The following is a 1,771-nucleotide window of genomic DNA, read 5'->3' as shown; positions in this document are numbered from 1 at the left end:
GCCGTAGTTGGGGCACAGCGTCACGGCGTCGCCGGTGGCCTCGAGGAGCCGCTCGGCTGCTGTCCACAGGTCCATGAGCGCGTCGGCGTGGTTCAGCGAGTAGACGGTTGCCCGACCCTGCGGGCGAGCAGTGACCAGCCCGCAGTCCCGCAGACACTGCAAGTGCTTCGACACGGTCGACTGAGCCAGGCCCAGATGCGCGGTCAGGTCCACGACGCGGTGTTCGCCGAGCGCGAGGTGACGCAGCAGGGCGATGCGGGACGGGTCGGCGAAACCGTGGAACAGGCACGCCGCCGCCGTCAGCCCGTCGACAGGTCCCATCGTGGTGTCAACGCCCAATCCCTTTGTCATCGTCATACGGAGATGGTAGGCACGGGTCGCCGCGTCCGTCAAAGCGCCCGGACACCTGCGTGAAGACTGCTGACAACTTCATGGGAGAGGGGACCTGTCTCCTGAACGTCACACACGCCTGGGTCGGCCAGCGGATACCTCGGGGAGGGGCGGCCGGGCGACTATTGACATAATGTCAGTTATCGGCGGTTCGGGCATGAAGTCGACTGCGGGGTGCGGCTGCCTCGGCCACCGCTCGCCTCACCGTCGACGGCGCAGGGTGCCCGGCAGGGTCAGGACCACGGCGAGCACGACACCGATCACGGCTCCGACCGAGTTGGCCATGACGTCGCGCGGGTCCGAGACCCGGCCCGGGATGGACCGCTGGGTGGTCTCGATCGCCGAGGTGAGGGCGACGCTGCCCGCCACGGCCACCCACCACAGCCGGGTGCCGAACAACAACAGCACGAAGACGCCCACCGGCACGAACAGGCCGACGTTGGCCAGGAACTCCACTCGGTCCACGCTGAGCCGCGTCGTGACCTGGTCGAGGTCGCGATAGCGCTCCAGCCGGGCCAGCACCCGCGCGGCCAGTGCCGAGTAGCTGGGCATCGCGGACGCCGGGGTGAGGGTCACCAGGCCCACGAAGCCGAGGTAGGCGAAGGTGAGCAGGCTCAGGAACGGATGGCGGTGGAACACTCGCCCATCATCGCGGTGCCACCCAGCGGCCGGTCAGCCGCCCTCACTCCCGACGTACGCCGCCAGGTGCTCACCCGTCAGCGTCGACCGTGCCGCGACGAGCTCGGCAGGCGTTCCCTCGAAGACGATGCTGCCGCCGTCGTGGCCGGCTCCGGGGCCGAGGTCGATGATCCAGTCGCCGTGCGCCATCACGGCCTGGTGGTGCTCGATCACGATCACCGACTTGCCGGAGTCGACGAGCCGGTCCAGCAGCCCGAGCAGGTTCGCCACGTCGGCCAGGTGCAGACCGGTCGTGGGCTCGTCGAGGATGTAGATGTCGCCCTTCTCGGCCATCTGGGTGGCCAGCTTGAGTCGCTGACGCTCACCGCCGGACAGCGTGGTGAGCGGCTGACCGAGGCTGAGGTAGCCCAGGCCGACGTCCTTGAGCCTGTCCAGGACCTTGTGCGCCGCCGGGGTCTTGGCCTCGCCGTCGGCGAAGAACGCGCCGGCCTCGGTGACGGACATGGCCAACACCTCCGCGATGTTCTTGCCGCCGAAGGTGAGCTCCAGCACGGCCGCCTGGAAGCGCCGGCCCTCGCACTCCTCGCACGGCGACTCGAACGTCGCCATCACGCCCAGTTCGGTGAAGATCACGCCCGCGCCGTTGCACGTCGGGCAGGCACCCTCGGAGTTGGAGCTGAACAGCGCGGGCTTCACGCCGTTGGCCTTGGCGAAGGCCTTGCGGATCGGCTCGAGAAGACCG

The 1,771-nt window shown here is 69.1% G+C and carries 3 protein-coding genes; all 3 read right to left on the bottom strand.

The window, feature by feature from the left end:
- Positions 1 to 357, bottom strand: a 357-nt coding sequence (locus tag RMO85_RS10830; RefSeq protein ID WP_397203672.1) for an ArsR/SmtB family transcription factor, incomplete at its 3' end; no start/stop codon positions are given.
- A 234-nt stretch (positions 358 to 591) separates the two neighbouring features.
- Entirely contained in the window at positions 592 to 1,029 is a 438-nt protein-coding gene (locus tag RMO85_RS10825) for a VanZ family protein (RefSeq protein WP_310528734.1), read from the bottom strand.
- 33 nt (positions 1,030 to 1,062) lie between these two features.
- Positions 1,063 to 1,771, bottom strand: a 709-nt coding sequence (locus tag RMO85_RS10820; protein WP_310528733.1) for an ATP-binding cassette domain-containing protein, incomplete at its 5' end; no start/stop codon positions are given.

The sequence above is a fragment of the Nocardioides sp. genome (assembly GCF_031422975.1).
Taxonomy (GTDB): Bacteria; Actinomycetota; Actinomycetes; order Propionibacteriales; family Nocardioidaceae; genus Nocardioides.
The sequence above is the reverse complement of the archived record's forward strand: the minus strand, read 5'-3'. Positions and strand labels throughout refer to the sequence as shown.